Source organism: Shewanella sp. 4t3-1-2LB, from assembly GCF_017368415.1.
Taxonomy (GTDB): Bacteria; Pseudomonadota; Gammaproteobacteria; order Enterobacterales; family Shewanellaceae; genus Shewanella; species Shewanella fodinae.
Genome location: NZ_JAFNJD010000175.1, coordinates 1 through 255, shown reverse-complemented (window position 1 = coordinate 255; position 255 = coordinate 1). Strand labels below are relative to the sequence as shown.

General features: G+C 45.9%; 1 protein-coding gene. It reads right to left on the bottom strand.

All coding sequences use genetic code 11. The annotated features are described in order from the left end of the window. Positions 1–255: ISAs1 family transposase (locus J3L11_RS19180; protein ID WP_207572016.1), on the bottom strand; the 255-nt coding region annotated here is incomplete at both ends.

The following is a 255-nucleotide window of genomic DNA, read 5'->3' as shown; positions in this document are numbered from 1 at the left end:
CCGCTGCTCATTTACCCAATTCAACAGCGCTTCAAGCAGTGATTCCACAACCACCGTACGCAAGATACGAGCGATTGTATGCCGTCGAGGAATACCATGATTAAATGGGCGGAATTTTTGTAGCCAAAGAAGTTTACTATCACCAAAGGTTTCAATGTCTTGCCAGCCTTCAGCACCCGACATAATAGCGCTTAAGACAAGGAACATGACGTCCACAAGGTTATGTCTTTGGTTGATGTCAGAGCGGGTTTCTTC